2 protein-coding genes are annotated in these 2,635 nt (G+C 63.0%); both read left to right on the forward strand.

Features of this window, described 5'->3' with window-relative positions; translation table 11 throughout:
- The first annotated feature begins 261 nt into the window (after positions 1-261).
- Complete coding sequence (locus ACFTZB_RS44870) at positions 262-1,458, forward strand: cytochrome P450 (protein ID WP_160100651.1); 1,197 nt, start codon at positions 262-264, stop codon at positions 1,456-1,458.
- Between the two features lie 46 nt (positions 1,459-1,504).
- Entirely contained in the window at positions 1,505-2,536 is a 1,032-nt protein-coding gene (locus tag ACFTZB_RS44875) for an NAD(P)-dependent alcohol dehydrogenase (RefSeq protein ID WP_218273132.1), read from the forward strand.
- Positions 2,537-2,635 lie beyond the last annotated feature (99 nt).

Genomic DNA, 2,635 nt, shown 5'->3' on the forward strand with positions numbered 1-2,635 from the left:
CTCGTGTCTCGGACCGAAGCCGTCTGGCAGAGCGGAAGATCGACTTCCAGTCGGTTCCCTGGGAGTGGTGCTGTCCAGCCGCAGGGTGCGAAAGCGCATTCCCCGCTGAGGATTTCACTATTTGTTTCCTTCGAAATGCGCACCGACCTTGCGCAGATAACATGATTATGGTTACGTTATTTCAGTACGTGTTGTGCGTCACAGAACGAACCGCCCGAGCACGACTCACAAGAGTCTGCCGGTCCTGATTTGGAGGTTATGGTGACAACCGCCACCGGTTTCGATCCGCTCGACTACCTGGTTCAGCAGAACCCTTACCCCTTCTACAAAGAACTTCGCCAGAACGCGCCGGTGCAGTATCTCGAGTCGGTCGGCGCGTGGGGAATCTTCCGGTACGCCGATGTGGAGAGCACCTTCAAGCATCCGGAAACATTCTCCGCCAAGGATTTCACCACGAGCGCCTTCGGTGAGTTCGATCCCGTCCCCGAGGTGAAGTCCATCATCGCCACGGACCCGCCGGAGCATTCACGCATCCGCCGCCTGGCCAACGCCGGCTTCCGGCCGGGTGCCATCAAGTCCATGGAGCCGAAGGTCGATGCCGTGGTCAACAGGTTGCTCGACAACCTGGAGAACAAGCGCTCGGAATTCGATCTGGTGTCGGATTTCGCCGCCTACGTCCCGGTCAACGTCACCGCGGACCTGCTCGGCGTCGAGGACCCGGACGTGCGGGAGGACTTCAAGCGCTGGACGATGGATCTGTTGAAGTCGCCCAGCCGCGGAGTTCTTCCCCAGGACGAGCTCGACCAGATCAGCAAGAGCGTCGCCGAACTCCGTGCCTACTTCACCGAGCAGATCGAATACCGTCGAACCCATCCAGGGACCGATCTGGTCTCGGATCTTGTTCGCGCCGAGGAAGAAAGCCAGACCCTCACCGCCACCGAAATCTTGAGTCTGGTCGCGTTGATGCAGTTCGGCGGCTCCGAGACGCCGTCCCACCTGATCAGCTCGACGATCTACAACCTGTTCACGCACCCGGACATCCTGGCCGAGGTGCGGCGCGATCCGACCCGGGCTCTGGCAGCCGTCCAGGAGACGCTGCGTCAGAACTCACCCGTGCAGATGGTCTTCCAGACCTCCACGCGCGACGTCGAGGTCGCGGGCGTCACCATCCCGGCGGAATCCATGGTGTTCGCGTACCTCGCGTCGGCCAACCACGACGACACGGTGTTCGACGAGCCGGAGCGGTTCATCCTCGACCGGCCCAACCTCAACAAGCACCTGTCCTTCGCCACCGGCGCGCACCACTGCATCGGTGCACCGCTCGGCCGCATGATGTGCGCGAAGGCCGTCAGCGGACTGCTGACACGGTTCCCTGATCTGCAGCCGCTGGAGTCGGATCCCGAGTGGATGCCGTCCTACTGGGTGCGGGGTCTGGCTCGGTACCGGTTCACTGCCTGAATGTCGACGGTTGGCGCAACAAACACCATACGAAGGAAGGATTCCCATGCGCGCTGCTCGACTGCCGTCCACCGGCTCTGATCTCGTCGTCGAGGAGATCCCGGACCCCACGCCGGGGCCGGGGCAGGTCGTGGTGAAAATCGCGGCGTCCGGTGTGTGCCACTCGGACGTCACTATCCAGAACGCCGGACCCGGAATGCCCTCCGTGCCGTATTTTCCATGGACACTCGGGCACGAAAATACCGGATACGTGCATGCGCTCGGCGACGGCGTGACCGACTTCGAGGTGGGGGATGCCGTAGCGGTATGGCCGGGGTGGGGTGATGGCACCTGCCGCGTGTGCAGGGCCGGTCATGAGCACATCTGCCCGAACGTCAGCTATGTCGGCGTGACCCAGCCGGGAGGGTGGGCGGACTACCTACTCGTTCCTGCCGCCCGGCACCTTGTTCCGCTCGGAGACCTGGACCCCGTGGAGGCGGCGCCGTTGACCGACGCCGGACTGACCGCCTATGGGGCTGTCTCCAAGGTCCTGGACAGACTGATCGAATCCGATCGAAGCGTGGCCGTGATCGGGGCCGGGGGATTGGGTCAGTTCGCGATCAAGTACTTGTCGGCTCTGACGTCGGCACGGATTGTCGCTGTGGACATCGACGCAGGCAAACGCGAACACGCTCTCACGATCGGGGCTTCCATGGCGGTGGATTCCACCTCCGACGATGCTGTCGGCCAGCTGTTGAACGTGTCCGGTGACGGCCTCGGTGTCGACGCGGTCATCGACTTCGTCGGAGTGGACAGCACGCTCGCCCTCGCTGCCGGCGTCACCGCGCCCTGCGGTGCGATCGTCCTGGTCGGAATCGGCGGCGGCACTCTGCCCTTCGGCTACACGAACCCGAACCAGCAAGTGCAGGTGAGTACGAGCTCGCTCGGGTCGCGTGCCGACTTGGCTTCGGTCATCAGCCTGTGGAAGGAACACGGAATCAACGCCGACGCCACGCGTTACAGTCTCGACGACGTCAACCAGGCGCTTCAGGATCTTGCCGAACACAAGATCGCGGAACGCGGGGTCCTCGTCATGTGAGTCTTCGGCGAGGCATCTGCTCCTCGTCACCGGCGGCCCTGGTTCGATCTCGCGCAGAGATCGAATCAGGGCCGTTTCGATTCCCACTCGAGATGTGTG

Source organism: Rhodococcus sp. NPDC057014 (genome assembly GCF_042673295.1).
Classification (GTDB): Bacteria; Actinomycetota; Actinomycetes; order Mycobacteriales; family Mycobacteriaceae; genus Rhodococcus_F.